Origin of the sequence: Pseudomonas syringae (assembly GCF_023278085.1) — a bacterium.
Lineage (GTDB): Bacteria > Pseudomonadota > Gammaproteobacteria > Pseudomonadales > Pseudomonadaceae > Aquipseudomonas > Aquipseudomonas syringae_Q.
Genome location: NZ_CP066265.1, coordinates 510,411 through 524,083 on the forward strand (window position 1 = coordinate 510,411; position 13,673 = coordinate 524,083).

The 13,673-nt window shown below is 59.3% G+C and carries 14 protein-coding genes and 1 pseudogene; 10 read left to right on the forward strand and 5 right to left on the reverse strand.

Annotated features, from left to right (window positions below; genetic code table 11):
• Positions 1 to 169 precede the first annotated feature (169 nt).
• The 5 genes and pseudogenes from I9H07_RS02280 to I9H07_RS02300 all read right to left on the reverse strand — a co-directional run.
• A pseudogene (locus I9H07_RS02280) lies at positions 170 to 1,527 on the reverse strand (IS3 family transposase); the annotation flags it as partial.
• A 195-nt stretch (positions 1,528 to 1,722) separates the two neighbouring features.
• The gene (estP, locus tag I9H07_RS02285; RefSeq protein WP_236426281.1) at positions 1,723 to 3,645 is read right to left on the reverse strand and encodes an esterase EstP; all 1,923 of its coding nucleotides are present in this window, start codon (positions 3,643 to 3,645) and stop codon (positions 1,723 to 1,725) included.
• Positions 3,646 to 3,750: 105 nt separating this feature from the next.
• On the reverse strand, positions 3,751 to 3,993 hold the full coding sequence (locus I9H07_RS02290; RefSeq protein WP_024674749.1) for a pyocin activator PrtN family protein: 243 nt from the start codon (positions 3,991 to 3,993) through the stop codon (positions 3,751 to 3,753).
• A gap of 121 nt (positions 3,994 to 4,114) precedes the next feature.
• On the reverse strand, positions 4,115 to 4,363 hold the full coding sequence (locus I9H07_RS02295; RefSeq protein WP_236425092.1) for a DUF1654 domain-containing protein: 249 nt from the start codon (positions 4,361 to 4,363) through the stop codon (positions 4,115 to 4,117).
• 152 nt (positions 4,364 to 4,515) lie between these two features.
• Positions 4,516 to 5,127 (reverse strand): LexA family protein, encoded by a 612-nt coding sequence (locus I9H07_RS02300; protein WP_236425107.1) that lies wholly within the window; start codon positions 5,125 to 5,127, stop codon positions 4,516 to 4,518.
• A 190-nt stretch (positions 5,128 to 5,317) separates the two neighbouring features.
• On the opposite strand from I9H07_RS02300, the gene I9H07_RS02305 reads away from it, so the two are divergent.
• From I9H07_RS02305 to I9H07_RS02350, 10 genes are all read left to right on the forward strand, one after another.
• The gene (locus tag I9H07_RS02305; RefSeq protein WP_236425093.1) at positions 5,318 to 5,755 is read left to right on the forward strand and encodes a hypothetical protein; all 438 of its coding nucleotides are present in this window, start codon (positions 5,318 to 5,320) and stop codon (positions 5,753 to 5,755) included.
• A gap of 312 nt (positions 5,756 to 6,067) precedes the next feature.
• Positions 6,068 to 6,457, forward strand: coding sequence for a hypothetical protein (locus tag I9H07_RS02310; protein WP_005739807.1), 390 nt, complete (start codon positions 6,068 to 6,070; stop codon positions 6,455 to 6,457).
• On the forward strand, positions 6,438 to 6,776 hold the full coding sequence (locus I9H07_RS02315; protein WP_024674753.1) for a hypothetical protein: 339 nt from the start codon (positions 6,438 to 6,440) through the stop codon (positions 6,774 to 6,776). Before I9H07_RS02310 ends, I9H07_RS02315 begins: the two co-directional genes overlap by 20 nt.
• A 46-nt stretch (positions 6,777 to 6,822) precedes the next feature.
• On the forward strand, positions 6,823 to 7,413 hold the full coding sequence (locus tag I9H07_RS02320) for a phage tail terminator protein (RefSeq protein WP_024674754.1): 591 nt from the start codon (positions 6,823 to 6,825) through the stop codon (positions 7,411 to 7,413).
• The gene (locus I9H07_RS02325) at positions 7,410 to 7,598 is read left to right on the forward strand and encodes a DUF2635 domain-containing protein (protein ID WP_024674755.1); all 189 of its coding nucleotides are present in this window, start codon (positions 7,410 to 7,412) and stop codon (positions 7,596 to 7,598) included. Before I9H07_RS02320 ends, I9H07_RS02325 begins: the two co-directional genes overlap by 4 nt.
• A gap of 18 nt (positions 7,599 to 7,616) precedes the next feature.
• Positions 7,617 to 9,113, forward strand: coding sequence for a phage tail sheath subtilisin-like domain-containing protein (locus tag I9H07_RS02330; protein ID WP_024674756.1), 1,497 nt, complete (start codon positions 7,617 to 7,619; stop codon positions 9,111 to 9,113).
• Positions 9,114 to 9,174: 61 nt separating this feature from the next.
• Positions 9,175 to 9,522, forward strand: coding sequence for a phage tail tube protein (locus tag I9H07_RS02335; RefSeq protein WP_024674757.1), 348 nt, complete (start codon positions 9,175 to 9,177; stop codon positions 9,520 to 9,522).
• Entirely contained in the window at positions 9,519 to 9,815 is a 297-nt protein-coding gene (locus I9H07_RS02340) for a phage tail assembly protein (RefSeq protein ID WP_024645957.1), read from the forward strand. Before I9H07_RS02335 ends, I9H07_RS02340 begins: the two co-directional genes overlap by 4 nt.
• Positions 9,816 to 9,945: 130 nt before the next feature.
• A complete protein-coding gene (locus tag I9H07_RS02345) occupies positions 9,946 to 12,228 on the forward strand; it encodes a phage tail tape measure protein (RefSeq protein WP_024674758.1) in 2,283 nt (760 codons plus the stop codon).
• Entirely contained in the window at positions 12,225 to 13,670 is a 1,446-nt protein-coding gene (locus tag I9H07_RS02350; RefSeq protein WP_024674759.1) for a DNA circularization protein, read from the forward strand. Before I9H07_RS02345 ends, I9H07_RS02350 begins: the two co-directional genes overlap by 4 nt.
• Positions 13,671 to 13,673: the final 3 nt, after the last annotated feature.

Here is a 13,673-nt window from a genome sequence, read left to right on the forward strand (position 1 = left end):
ATAGTTGGTAGTTAGAGAGTTATCGTTCCTCACGCTCCAGCGTGGGAATGCCTTGGGTGACGCTCCGCGTCACAAATCTGCGCCGCGCCGCACACTCAAGAGTGGACGCAGAGCGTCCAGAACGGAATGCCGACGCGGAGCGTCGCACGATAGTTGGGATATCGTTCCCCTGCATTCTGTATTCCACAGGGCTCAGGCCGTTAAGTTTCAGTTTGATGCGTGAGTGATTGTAATACTCAATGTACTCGTCGATGCCGGCATGAAGCTCATCCAGATCGTTAAATTTGTTCAGATAGAAAAACTCGGACTTCAGCGTGCCAAAAAAACTTTCCATAGCCGCGTTGTCGTAGCAGTTGCCCTTGCGCGACATGCTGCATGTGATCGAATGCTCATTGAGTAATCGTTGGTAAACAGGCATCCGATATTGCCAGCCCTGGTCTGAGTGCAAAATAGGCTTTTCATGCGGCTCAAGCTTCTTGAACGCTCCTTCAAGCATTTCGTCGACCATGGAGTACAGCGGGCGCCTGGCGATTGCATAGGAAATGATTTCGCCGTTGTACAGATCCATGATGGGCGACAGATAGAGCTTCTGGCCTCCCACTTTGAACTCGGTCACGTCCGTGGCCCATTTTTCATTAAGGTGTTGGGCCTTGAAATCACGCTTGAGAATGTTGGGCGCAGCCTTGCCTACTTCGCCCTTGTAAGAACGGTATTTCTTCACACGCACCAGGCTCTTCAGGCCTAGCTGCCCCATCAGTTTCTGCACCGTCTTGTGGTTCACAAGATGGCCTGCGCGCCGCAACGCTGCCGTGATACGACGATAGCCATACCGGCCTTTATGCTCGTAGAAAGCTGTCTGAATCAGGTCTTTGAGCCCGGCGTACTTATCGCCCGCTTGCAGTACCTTTTGTTGATAGTAAAAAGTGCTGCGCGCCAGACCGGCAAGCTTCAGCAGGCCATCCAGAGAATGCCCCAGTCTCAGTTCGGTTACGATTTGCGCTTTTTCTGTTGCGCTATTCGTTGCTTCTTCTGAGCCAAGGCATCGAGCTTTTTTAGATAGTCGACCTCCATCCGCAGTTGCTTCACCTCGGCAAGCAACTCGTCACGCGAGCGCGATTCATCGTCGATTGAGGGGGCGTTCACAGGGGGAAGTGCAGTCGTCATCTTTCTTGGGCGTCCGGCTTTTGTGGGTGGCTTGGAGGAGGCATCAAAGGCTCCCTCTTCATAATAGCGCTGCCATAGACCGATGATGCCGAACTGACGGATATCGAACAAGGCCGCTGTCTGGCGCAGAGATAAACGCTCATCATGCATGCGCTTCAAAACAGTCAGCTTGAACTCGTCACTGTAGCGCTGGCGTTTTTTCTCTTGCAGGCCCGCTACGCCATGAATCTGATAGGCCGCAACCCACTGCCTAAGACAGGAAAAATCCACATCGTGGCGATGTGCAACATCCCTCAAACCGGCCTTGCCGGCACAATATTCCTGCACGGCCGCGAGTTTTGCCTGTTCTGTATATCTACCCATGATGCCTCCAAAGGTTGTATCCAACCTTCGGGGGTCATACCACACCAGCGTGGGAATGCTTTGCGTGACGCTCCGCGTCACAATTCTACGCCTCACCGCATACTCAAGAGTGGACGCGGAGCGTCCAGAATGGTGTGCCCACGCAGAGCGTGGGCACGATATTCGGAGTATCGCCACTACGCTTCAACGGCCTGTCTAGAAACTCAGGCTCAACGCAACGTTAACCCCTTGCTGCGTCACGTCGTCGTTCTTGCGCCAGTTGTAGTTACCACGCAGTGTCAGGTCTTGAGTAAGCTTCTGGCTGACGCCGAGGGTTGCCCGGTTCAGGTCGCGTTGCGGGGTGTAGCCTTCCAGCGTGAAACCGACTGACTGCACGCTGTTGAGCGCCATGGTCACGTCCTGCTGACCGGTCTCGAACTCTCTTTCCCGTGCGACTTCTCCCCACACCTGTGTGCTCGGCGTCACCTGGAATTTGCCCTGCAAACCGACACCTGCACGCCGGGATTTGCGGGTTTGATCGCTAAAGGTGAGGGCTGTAGAGCGCTCGCCTTTTTCCGAATAGCCATCGACATCGATATGGGCATAGTCGGCGCTGACAAACGGCGACAGATGCCAGCGGCTTGCGGCGCCAGCGATATCGAAGCCGATTCGCCCGCTGACTGCCCACATTTCACCGTCGGTATCGCCTTTTTCCTGACCTTCGCTCACACCCAGGGCGAACTTGCGTTCGGCATTTTCATAGTCCAGCTTGCCGCCCGACACCGCCAGGTCGCCCCACCAGTGATTGGCCTGGTACTGCAGAAATGCAGTGGCGATGTAGCTGTTGAGCGTGTAGTCCGAGTCCCTTGGGCCTGCTTCCAGAGTCTGTCGATAAGCGCCAGCCACCACACCCGTACGCCAGTTTTCGGCAAAACGGTAGCTGCCGCCAATGGTCAGGTTGTAGCCTCGTCCGTCCGCATCAGCCGAGTTGTCCTGTGCGTCGAAGTCCATTTTCTGACCGCCAGCCGAAAGAATGCTCTGCCACTGCCCGATGCCTTGCCAGTTACCCCAGTCGCTGAGCCATTGCGCACGAATCTCGTCCTGATGCATGCGCAACGTGCCGTTGGCCATTTCCGGCAGCAGGGTGATTTCCCACGGCGCCGACAGCAATGAATAGGCATAGTCGGCCAGTAAACGTTGCCCGGCTTCGGTCGGGTGCACGCGGTCATTGAAGAACAGTCGGTTCGGATTCGGTGTGGCGCTGGACCTGCCGTTGGTGGTGCTTTCTCGGCAACTGTCCCCGCTGAAGCAGGTGCTGACCAGATTCTCGCTGGGGTCGAAACCGAAGCGGGCCGGTTCAGCCAGCGTTTCAGAGATCAACAATGGCACGTTGAGCGGGATGATTTGCGCATTGATCTGGGACAGACGGCTGACCAGTTGCTGGTTGAAGGCAGCGCTGAGGGCCGAAGTCGCTGACGCCAATGGCGTACCGCTTAAGGCTGGCGTTTTGCCGATGTCTGGCAGCAGCCAGACCATGATGTAGCGCGCACCCGCCTGTTGCAGGGCTTGCGCGCTGTCAGCCAATTGGTTGGCAGCTTGCCCTGCGCTGCTGGCGCTCAACACGCGACCTTGCAGGAAGTCGTTGCCGCCGCCGGTCAGGTAATAGAGTGCGTTGGGGTCGGCACGAAAGCTGTTGGCGGGCAGATAGCCGGTGCGGCTGCGCAACAGTGTGCCGCTGTTCGGGTCGACGACCGTGGATTGCGAGTTGATCGAATCGAGAATCTGGTCCGTTCGATAGCCGCCGACCGCCCAGTTATTGCCATCCGGCGCGCCCAGTGAGGCATTGACTGGCGATGTGGACGCCGCCAGATCACCGGCTGGAACATGCAGCATTCGGCCGATCAGGGTGGATGAGTTCAGGTTGAACGCTTCGCCGCTGCCGTCCTGATAGGTTGGACCGACCCGATTGGTAAACCGCAGCGTGGAGCCCATCGGGCCGGCAGTGTCCGGGAACTGCCCGGCGTCTGCCAGGCTGTCGCCGAACACCACCATGCTTGAGTAGGGGGCCGCAGCGGCGCTGCCACAGGCCAGCGACAGCAGGCAGGCCACGAATGGCCAGCGCCTTGATGTTTTGGTCATGAAAGTATCCTGCTTGTTTTTGTTTTGTAGCGGGAACGTAGCAAGATTTCTCATGGCTGCAAAGATCGCTGAAACCAAAAACCGAGCAGCGGTGCTTTTTTGAACTCACGCGGCCTTGCTGGTCACAATACCGCTCAGGTAGTTGGCCAGGTCGTGCAGGTAGACAAACGGATGACCCTGCCGGGTACCGCCTGTGCGGTTGACCTTCAAATCAATGCGGCCGGCATTGATCTTGCGCAGCAGATTTCGGTCATTCGACAGGTGCGAAAAATAACGCTCCCTGACGGCGCTCAGCGAAGGGCACGGCGTGGCGAATTCTTTGCGAAGTTGATCCAGTATTTCGTTCATTCCATGACTCCCTGTGGTTTGCATGTCGGTACTCCCGAAATGGGGTGCAGACAAACAATACGATATGTAGCGTCTCTTGACAATACAGTTTGTATTTTAAATACGATTTGTATTGACCCGCTTACAGGGAGTCGATGTACCAGCACACGTGTGCTGTGCCGTTCTCAGGGTTACGGCTCACGCTGATGCCCTCGGCCTCGCTGATCTGATCGACGATGTGCTCCCAATGGGCCACTGACTCGCCAGGCTCTCTGATCAGCAGCACTTGATGTTCGATCTGGGCCTTGTCACTGGCGATAGCGTCCTGAATACGTTGCGCCAGAGCCAGGTAAGCGTCGTGTTGCGAGTTGCCGGGGGACTGATTGAGCATGCGTTAACTCCTTTTTACTGTATGTGCATACAGTAATTGAGGGGTGTTTCTCACGCAAGCTACAAATTTTTCCCACAGCGACGTGGGGTAACGTCTGAACATGGCTCATAAAAAAGCCCCGATTAACGGGGCTTGAACAGACCGCTCGGGCGTCAGAGGCGCATCGTCATTTGCCTGATGACGCCGATCAGCTTGCAGTCTTCGGTCACCGGCAATGTCGGATAGGCGGGGTTCAACGGCTTGAGAAAGTAGCGTCCTGCGTCTTCAACGAGCTTCTTGAACGTAGCTTCGTTGCTCTCGGGAAGCTTGGCGATGACCAGCTTGCCGGGCGTGGGCTCCAGCCCCGTGTCGACCAGGATCAACATGCCTTCGGGAATGCTCTGCCCGGCAGGCGCAGTCATAGAGTCACCACGCACCTCCAGCCAGAAGGCGCGGCCCTTGGCTTTATAGTCGCTGATCTCGAAGGTGTCGGAATACCCGGCAGGGTAAGGCTCGACGGCCTCGTTCCAGCCTCCGGCTTCGACCCAGCTGATGACCGGATAGCGATAGAAACGCGAGGGCTGCACTGCAGGCGCCACGTTATCCAGCGTGGATTCGTGCCAGGGAATCGACGTCGCGAGGATCGGCAGGCCCAGCTCGGTCAAAAATCGATTGATCACCTCGATCTTCGGCTCGCGCTTGCCGTTCAGCCAATGCCCCACCGCGCCGGGTGTGACGCCCATGCGCTCAGCCATTTCTTCCTGGCTGATTTCCTGGGTTTCCATGACCTGTCTTGCGACTTCATACCATTTTCTGTTCATGCGTCGAATCATACAGGCTGTAGGGTGATCGGCAATATACATATTGTAAAAGCCGGTTGTCTCTAAAAAATACAGATTGTATTGTCTGTTGCTCCAGCCTTGCCGGGTTTATCGCTCGCGAGGCATTTCAGCAGATTGGCACAGGACACAGACAATGATCGAGAAAGTAGAAGTCGTCATGCAGCACTGGGGCGAGCAACGCATGCGTGTGGGACTGGGTGGCGGGTTGAGCAGCCCGATGGCCGGGATCATGGAGTGGGGCGCCTACATTCCGCGTCGCACACCCGGTTCGCGAGCACTGATCGGTAATGGCAGCGGCATGGACTATATAAGCAGCGAAGTCGAAGCCGCGATTGCGCAGATGGCACGCAGCCCTGCCAAAGGGCGTGGGCCTGAGCTGGCTCAGCTGGCGACCCTGCGTTACGTCGAAGCCTTGCCCGTGCGCGAACAGATGCGCCTGGTCGGTATCAACGAAGGCGCAGACCGCACTTATCGCAACTGGATCAACAAGCTTCATCAGCAAGTGCTGGCGATCCTGTCTGAGCGCAGCGCTTCCAGAAGCCACAAGGATGATGCTTGCAAGGCTGGATAAGTGCATATGAAAACGGTCTCCGATACCGTTTATCCGGGGCGATTGCACAGCTGTGGTCGAACTCGTGTTGAACTCCGGTCAAACTCGACCCACCCCGAAACTGCCCCTTCCCAGGCTTTCCGGAGGGGGGTAAAAAGGTCCCACGATATGCGATTTGCGCCTCAGGGCTGCAGCCGAAAACAGGATTTCAGGCAGCGCCAACCGGTCAATCGCGACTCACCTCAAACCCCGCTTCGGCGGGGTTTTTCAGCAACTAATCAAGCACATTTTTCTGGCCGCCTCTGTGCGGCCTTTTTTATTCCCGGAGTAATGATGGACCCAACCGACCTAGGCCCAGGCACAGCTACCTGGCTGGGCGGCACGGGCACGATTCTGCTTGGCGGCTTTTTGTGGCTGCGCAAGTTTCTTTCACGGGACGCCACCGACCGGGCGATGGACAACGCTGACATCGGCACGGTCCGGCGTCTCAATGAACTGCTCGACTCCGAGCGACAGGCGCGCAAGGAGGCTGAAGCGCGTTCTGACCAGTTTGCCAGGGAGCGCAATGAACTGGCTGCGGCGGTTGGCCGGATGGAGGGCAAGATTGAAGCGCTCACCAGCCACATCGTGCAGCTCACCGATAAGGTCACCACGCAGAGTGCCGAAATTGCCCGGCTCCGCTCCAAACTCGGAGGTGCCAATGATGCACAGATGCGCAATTGATTTTATTGCTCGCCACTGGTGGCGGCGGCTGGAGATCTGGTTGATCGCCGTGTTGTTGATTGCCGGGTGCCTGATGCTTGGTTTTCAGGCCGGGCAATGGTCGGCCAACGCCGAGCATACCCGGCAACTGGCCGAGGTGCGCGACGCCTATGACGCCGCACTGGGCAAGCGGGATCGCCGCCTGGACAGGCTGGCCGAAACCACGACTCAGGCAGCAGACAAGGTCGAGAGCGCTGCGTCGATGGCCAGTCAGGCGGCACATGCTGCCAGTCGCGCAGCGAACAGGGCGGATGAAGCCCTGGAAAAGGTGAGCCAGTAGACGCGCTCACCACGCCAGATCAACCCCATTACACGCGGAAACCCTCATGAAGATAACCCCGATAGTTGCCCATTTGCAGGCGACCTGCCCGACCTTTGCCGGTCGGATCAGCGCCGGCATCGACTGGGCGGCGGTTGCCCTTGGCGATCAGCTTGCGCACCCCTCGGCCTATGTCATCGCCAACGGTGATCTGGCCACGGCCAATGATCTGCAGAACGTCATTCGCCAGCACATCACCGACCAGATCGACATCGTGGTGGTGCTTGAAGGCGACGACAAGCGCGGGCAGCAGGCCAGCGATCAACTGCATGCCGTTCGCGCCGAACTGTGGCGCGCACTGGTGGGCTGGAACGCCGACCTCGACTACGACGCGATGCAATACACCGGCGGTGCGCTGGTGCAGATCAGCGGTGCGCGCGTGACGTATCGCTTCGGCTTTGCCGCGCAGTTCCAGTTGGGCCGCAATACCTCGGATCAGCCCGCCGAAACCTGGCACGAAGCGTATCTGGACGGTTTGCCCGGTTTCACTGGCGCCACACTCGAGATGGATTGTGTCGATCCCGCAGACCCGAATCTGAAATCCCCCGGCCCTGATGGCCGTATCGAAGCGACGTTCACAGCAGAGGTAACACCATGACCCAACGCATCACCGTAGTACCGGCCGAAGGCCGCGCTGTGCCGGATCCGGAGGCGGGCGATTTGCTGCCCGTCGAAGGCCGGCAGGTCACCTTCAATGCCTGGTGGCAGCGTCGTCAGAACGACGGCGATATCACCGTTCAAACCGAGCAATCCCCTACCACCTATCAGGCCTTCACAGCCTAACCAAGAGGAAGCCCAACAATGGCTATCAGCTTTAACAACATTCCATCCGATGTCCGCGTGCCGCTTTTTTATGCGGAAATGGACAACTCGGCCGCCAACAGCGCTTCGGCGAGCATGCGTCGTCTGATCGTTGCCCAGGTCAACGACGATGTGTCCGGACCTGAACTCGGCTCCCTGGTGCTGGTGCCCAGCGTGGCACTGGCGAAAAACATCGGCGGTCAGGGCTCCATGCTGGCCGCCATGTATGAAACCTGGCGCAAGGCTGACCCCACCGGCGAAGTCTGGTGCCTGCCGCTGCTCAATACCGAAGGCGCCAAGGCCAGCGCGAAAGTGACCGTCACCGGTGCTGCGACCGAAGCCGGTCTGCTGAATCTGTATGTCGGCGGCATGCGCGTGCAGGCCACGGTCGTTAACGGCGCAACCGCTGCCCAGGCGGCCACGGCACTGTCGGTAAAGATCAATGCCACGCCTGACCTGCCGATCACCGCGGCTGTCGAAGCGGGTGTGCTGACCCTGTCCTGCAAATGGAGCGGGGCAAGCGGCAATGACATCCAGCTGGAATTCAATCGCCAGGGCAAGACCAATGGCGAAGTCATTCCTGCGGGCCTGACGGCGGCAGTGACAGCCATGACCGGCGGCGTGGGTACGCCTGATCAGCTCAAGGCACTGGCTGCGCTGGGCGACGAACCGTTCGAGTTCATCTGCATGCCCTGGACCGACACCGCTACGCTGGATGCCTGGAAAGCGGCAATGGACGACAGCACCGGTCGCTGGAGCTGGGCCCGTCAGTTGTACGGTCACGTCTACAGCGCCAAGCGCGGTACGGTCGGTACGCTGGTGGCGGCAGGTCAACTGCGTAACGATCAGCACATCACTCTTCAGGGTGTGGAAAACGGTGTTCCGCAACCGGTCTGGCTGCAAGCCGCAGCACTGGCTGCGCGCACGGCGGTGTTCATTTCTGCCGACGCCAGCCGTCCGACCCAGAGCGGCACCATGCCCGGCCTGGACCCGGCGCCAGCCAGTCAGCGTTTCACCCTGACCGAGCGTGAATCGCTGCTGCGTTACGGCATTGCCACGGCGTATTACGAAGGCGGTTATGTGCGCATTCAGCGTTCGATCACCACCTATCAGAAGAACGCTTACGGCCAGGCTGACAACTCGTACCTGGACAGCGAAACCATGCACCAGTCGGCGTTCATCATCCGTCGTCTGCAAGGCATCATCACCAGCAAGTACGGCCGCCACAAGCTGGCCAACGATGGTACGCGCTTCGGTGCCGGCCAGCCGATCATCACGCCGAGCACCATTCGTGGCGAGTTGATTGCGCAGTACGCCCGCCTTGAAGAAGAAGGTCATGTGGAGAACGCCGAAACGTTCGCCCAGCACCTGATCGTCGAGCGTGACGGCAATGATCCGAGCCGCGTGAACGTGATGTTCCCGCCTGATTACATCAATGGCCTGCGCGTGTTCGCGCTGCTCAACCAGTTCCGCTTGCAGTACGACGAAGCGGCATAAGCCTAACCAACCTTTTCAAGCCCGCCGCGTGCGGGTTTTTTTCATTCTGGAGATAAACAACATGGGTCAGAAAGTTGCGGGTACCTGCTACATCAAAGTGGATGGCACCCAATTGACCATCATTGGCGGCGGCGAAGCCCCTCTGATGAACGTCAAGCGCGAAACCGTATTGCCGGGCTACTACAAGGAAGTCGACAAGACCGCGTGGTTGAAATTCCAGGCGCTGCATACCGCAGATCTGCCGCTCAAGCTGCTCACCACCGGTGTGGACATGACCATCACCTGCGAATTCAACAACGGCAAGACCTACGTGCTGTCCGGCGCCTATCTGGTCGAAGAACCGAGCAGCAAAGCGGATGACGGCGCCATCGATCTCAAATTCGAAGGCAGTCAGGGGAGCTGGCAATGAGTGAAGTCATCGACCTGGCCAGCCCTATCGAGGCGCATGGGGAAACCCTTTCGCAGGTGACGTTCCGACGTCCTACGGCGCAGGAAGCGCGGGCCATCAAGGCCCTGCCGTACAAGATCGACAAGAACGAAGACGTGTCGCTGGATCTGGACGTGGCGGCGAAGTACATCGCCGTCTGCGCCGGCATCCCGCCATCGTCGGTCAATCAGATGGATCTGTGCGACATCAACACGTTGAGCTGGAAGGTCGCGAGTTTTTTCATGGCAGCGGCATCAGCGACCTTGAAGGCCTGATCGCCGTCGTTTACGACCTCGCGTACTTCTGGAAGACCGATCCCGAACTGATGATGTCCAGGGAGCTGGACATCATCACCGAGTCGATCTTGCAGGCGCAACGCATCAACCAGATCCTGCAGGGGGAGTGATGGCAGACACTATCAGAACGCTGATTACCGGCGTCGACCAGCTGTCTCCAACGCTGGCAACTATCCGCAACAATGTTGATGGCTTCCGGACCAGGCTTGAAAGCTCTCGTCTGGGAGACATCGACGTAGCTGGTGTGATCAAGGGCAATGCTTTTACAGAGCCCTTGATTGCCGGGGTAAAGGCAGCGATCGGTTTCGAGACCAGCATGGCCGGCGTGAAACGGTCAGTCACCTTTGAAACACCGCAGCAATTTCGGCAGATGGGGTCCGACATTCTGGACCTCAGTGAACGGCTGCCGGAAAGCGCCAATGGCATCGCGGCAATTGTTGCCGCCGGTGCCAAGGCCAATGTACCGCGTGAAGAACTGACCGGGTTTGCCAGCGATGCTGTGAAAATGGGTGTCGCATTCGATCAGACGGCGGCCGAGTCGGGCGACATGATGGCCTCGTGGCGATCTTCGTTTCAGATGACCCAGCCGCAAGTCGCGGCGCTGTCCGAGAAGATCAACGTGCTCGGCGGCAACAATCTGGAAAAGAAAATCGCCACCATGGTCACTGCCATGGGCCCGCTCGGGCCGGTGGCGGGGCTGGCGTCCGGGCAGCTGGCGGCAATGGGGGCCACCCTGGCCAGCGTCGATGTGCCGGCCGATGTGGCCGCCAGCGGCATGAAGCGATTCATGCAGTCGTTGACCGAAGGCGGCGCGGCGAAAACCGGCGCGTTCGAGGCGTTGCAGCTCGACGTCAATCAACTGACCCAAGGCATGCAAAGCGACCCGTCCGGGACCATTGAAAAGGTCCTGACGGCGGTCTCCAGTGTTGACCCGGGCAAGCAGTCGGACGTCATCACGCAACTGTTCGGCGCCGAATCGCTGGGTGCGATCACTCCGCTGCTGGCCAACCTGGATGTGCTCAGGTCCAACCTGGCCAAGGTCGGGGAGGGCGTGCAGAACAGCGGTTCTATCGAGAAGGAGTTCGCGGACAACTCCCAGACCACGGCCACGGCCATCAAAGAGATGACCAACCGTGTCGATCGTCTGGGCATCAATATCGGCAGCATGTTTCTGCCGGCGATGAACGAAGCAATGGCCGTGATCGGGCCGATGATTTCTCAGGTCGCCGCACTGGCGGCCGAACACCCGGGCGTTATTAAGGGCGTCGTCGGCGCTGCGATTGCTTTCGGCGTATTGCAAGTCGCGGTAATGGCTGCGACAGGCGCGGCCCGGGTGTTGAGCCTGGTGATGGGCATGTCCCCGCTCGGCCTTATTGTGCGCGGCCTGGCGCTGGCGGCAGGTTTTCTGATCGCCAATTGGTCGACTGTCGCGCCTTATTTCCAGGCGGTCTGGGAGGCGATTCGCGGACCGGTCATGGCGCTGTGGGACGTACTCAAGGCGGTATTCGCCTGGACGCCCATTGGCATGATCGCAGCCAACTGGCAGCCGCTGTCCGAGTTCTTTGCGGCGCTGTGGGACGTGATCAAAGCGCTGGCCACGCCGTTTTTCGATTTCCTGCAGACGCTGTTCGCGTGGTCGCCGCTGGGCATGATCGTGGCCAACTGGCAGCCGTTGTCCGAGTACTTCACCGGGTTGTGGGAAACCATCAAGAGCGTAGCCCTGCCTGTCACTGAGGCGCTCGGAACTCTTTTCAATTGGTCGCCGCTGGGCATGATCGTGGCCAACTGGCAGCCGTTGTCCGAGTACTTCACCGGGTTGTGGGAAACCGTCAAGACCGAGGCGCAGCCGTTTACCGATGTGCTGGCAACGCTGTTCAGTTTTTCGCCGCTGGGCATGGTGATCGAGAACTGGGCGCCGATCAAAACCTGGTTCGCGGATTTGTGGGCCGACATCAAGCCGTTCATCGAACCGATCATGAGCTGGTTTGGCGGTGACACCAATAAGTCGCTGTTGCAACGGGCGACCGAGAAGGTCAATCAGTTCGCTGAAGAGCAACGAGAGCGCAACGCCGGACCTGGCGGCGGGACGGGGGCGTTTCTGGCGGCGGATGCGGTTGAGGCCAGCCGTTCGAAACAGCAACAGCTCAACCTGGCGACCGGTGTGCCGCCGACCAGTCAGTTGCTTGGCGCGCCGAACCTGCCTGCTCCTGGCAGCCTGTTGCTGCAACAGGGTGCTGCGGGGGCGGGCCCGCGGCTTGAAGGCGAGCTCAACATTCGCTTTGAAAACGCGCCTGCGGGTATGCGTCCGGGCCCCGTACAAACCAACCAGCCGGGTTTGACGATATCGCCAAACGTCGGTTATCGAACCCTCGGCGCAGGAGCCGGATCATGAGTACATGGCGTGACAGCCTGCTGCCCGCGTCTTTCCGGGGCATCGGTTTTTTCATTGAAAAAGCCGTTGTTCCGGTGGGCCGCAAGGGGCAGTTGCATGAATTTCCACAACGTGACGAGCCGTACTTCGAGTCGCTGGGCAAGCAGTCGCAGGTTCACACGCTGACGGCTTTCATTGTCGGTCGCGACTGTTTCGAACAACGGGACAAGTTGCTGCAGGCGCTGGAAGAAGAAGGCGCTGGCGAACTGGTGCATCCGTGGCTGGGCCGCATGCAGGTTCAGGTTGGGGAATGCAGCATCACGCACAACCTGGCGGAAGGCGGGATTGTGCGGCTGGAGCTGAAGTTCTACCCGGCCAACCCGCTCAAGTTTCCGGTGTCCACGCTCAACACCCGGCGGCTGTTGTTGGGGGCATCCGAGAGTCTGCTGGACTCGGCGCTCAGGCGTTACCGCCTGGTGATGGCGACTGTGGATGCCGTACGCATCAACATTCAGGCGCTGCGCAGTGCGTTGTCTGGCGTATTCGCCACTATCCAGCGGCAGTTTGCGCCATTCATGACGGTCTATTCGGATGTCGCCGCACTGGTGCATTCGCTGGTCAACGCGCCGCTGACCGTCAGCACGCTGTTTACCACGTTCTTCGCCAGTTTCGACGGCGACAGTCGTCGTTCCAGAAGAGCAAACGGGACCAGCAGTAGCGGCGGGGCCAGCACAGGAACGGGCTCCGCCAGTTCGGGCGGCGGTAGTTCAACGGGTGGTTCTGCGAGCGGCAACAGTGGCAGCGGTGCGTCCACCGGCTCGGCATCCGGTTCCGGCGCTTCCATTAGCACGGCAGCCCGGTCCGGCAGCAACGGCGGGGTGTCCTCTGTTGAAACGGTTGATTACCGGTCGGTGATTTCCGAGGCCACGCAACAGGCGGAGGCGGTGTCCAGTATCAATCTGGTCAATCAGAGCAGCGGGCAGGATACCGGGGTGACAGCTCAGGCCACTGCCAACCTGGTTCAGGATGCGCTGTTGGTCAAGGTGGCGAGAATCGTCGCGAGCATGCCGGTTGCCACAACCGTCACGCCGCTCACGGTGGTGCCTTCGCTGGATCAACAGGTCACGCAAGCGCTGCAACGCGTGGACGTGCCGGTTGCCGATGATGTGATCGAACTGCGGGACACGCTGAGTTCGGCCATCTGGGAGGCGTCGCTGAAAGCCGACCCTGAACATTACCTGGCACTGAATACAGTGCGTCAGGCACTGATCAGGCACCTCAACGCGGTGGCGGCATCGGGTGTGCGTCTGGTGGACATGAAGGTGTCCGAACCGCTGCCGGCGCTGGTGCTGGCTTATCGCCGATTCGGCGACGCCAGCCGGGCGCTGGAAATCGTCCAGCGCAACCGGCTTGCCCATCCCGGTTTCGTGCCACCCGGCACGCTGAAGATTGCTCAGGAGTGACCC

What these genes read in the sequence shown, in the direction of transcription:
- I9H07_RS02300 (WP_236425107.1), bottom strand. Translation starts at nt 5,127, where the DNA reads ATGGAAACCCAGGAAATCAGCCAGGAAGAAATGGCTGAGCGCATGGGC.
- I9H07_RS02310 (WP_005739807.1), top strand. Translation starts at nt 6,068, where the DNA reads ATGGACCCAACCGACCTAGGCCCAGGCACAGCTACCTGGCTGGGCGGC.
- I9H07_RS02320 (WP_024674754.1), top strand. Translation starts at nt 6,823, where the DNA reads ATGAAGATAACCCCGATAGTTGCCCATTTGCAGGCGACCTGCCCGACC.
- estP (WP_236426281.1), bottom strand. Translation starts at nt 3,645, where the DNA reads ATGACCAAAACATCAAGGCGCTGGCCATTCGTGGCCTGCCTGCTGTCG.
- I9H07_RS02340 (WP_024645957.1), top strand. Translation starts at nt 9,519, where the DNA reads ATGAGTGAAGTCATCGACCTGGCCAGCCCTATCGAGGCGCATGGGGAA.
- I9H07_RS02305 (WP_236425093.1), top strand. Translation starts at nt 5,318, where the DNA reads ATGATCGAGAAAGTAGAAGTCGTCATGCAGCACTGGGGCGAGCAACGC.
- I9H07_RS02350 (WP_024674759.1), top strand. Translation starts at nt 12,225, where the DNA reads ATGAGTACATGGCGTGACAGCCTGCTGCCCGCGTCTTTCCGGGGCATC.
- I9H07_RS02345 (WP_024674758.1), top strand. Translation starts at nt 9,946, where the DNA reads ATGGCAGACACTATCAGAACGCTGATTACCGGCGTCGACCAGCTGTCT.
- I9H07_RS02325 (WP_024674755.1), top strand. Translation starts at nt 7,410, where the DNA reads ATGACCCAACGCATCACCGTAGTACCGGCCGAAGGCCGCGCTGTGCCG.
- I9H07_RS02330 (WP_024674756.1), top strand. Translation starts at nt 7,617, where the DNA reads ATGGCTATCAGCTTTAACAACATTCCATCCGATGTCCGCGTGCCGCTT.
- I9H07_RS02295 (WP_236425092.1), bottom strand. Translation starts at nt 4,363, where the DNA reads ATGCTCAATCAGTCCCCCGGCAACTCGCAACACGACGCTTACCTGGCT.
- I9H07_RS02290 (WP_024674749.1), bottom strand. Translation starts at nt 3,993, where the DNA reads ATGAACGAAATACTGGATCAACTTCGCAAAGAATTCGCCACGCCGTGC.
- I9H07_RS02315 (WP_024674753.1), top strand. Translation starts at nt 6,438, where the DNA reads ATGCACAGATGCGCAATTGATTTTATTGCTCGCCACTGGTGGCGGCGG.
- I9H07_RS02335 (WP_024674757.1), top strand. Translation starts at nt 9,175, where the DNA reads ATGGGTCAGAAAGTTGCGGGTACCTGCTACATCAAAGTGGATGGCACC.